This is a genomic window from Psychrobacter sp. TB55-MNA-CIBAN-0194 (genome assembly GCF_040309505.1).
GTDB classification, from domain to species: domain Bacteria; phylum Pseudomonadota; class Gammaproteobacteria; order Pseudomonadales; family Moraxellaceae; genus Psychrobacter; species Psychrobacter fozii.
This window is the reverse complement of record NZ_JBEOOW010000385.1, coordinates 1-265: the sequence shown is the minus strand read 5'-3', so window position 1 is coordinate 265 and position 265 is coordinate 1. Positions and strand designations below refer to the sequence as shown.

The window sequence follows — 265 nt, the reverse complement described above, 5'->3', positions numbered from 1 at the left end:
ATCCGCTACAAGTTTGGTTTTTATCGGTTGATCCAAAACGCGATACACCAGCTAAACGAAAGCAATATATAGATTACTTTAACCCAGACTTTTTAGCTGTATCAGGGGAACATAAACACCTTTTTCCTGTTGTTCGAGAGCTTGGTTTAATTTACGCCATTAGCGATAGTAGTGAATCAGAATATGCTGTTGATCATAGTGCCTCGGTCGCTATGGTTGATCAAAATGGAGCCGTTAGAGCTATTTTTAAACCAGAGTTTAAACA

1 protein-coding gene is annotated in these 265 nt (G+C 38.5%); it reads left to right on the top strand.

Translation table 11 applies throughout. The features are described 5' to 3' along the window. On the top strand, window positions 1-265 hold a 265-nt coding region (locus AAEY75_RS15575), incomplete at both ends, for an SCO family protein (RefSeq protein WP_352260099.1).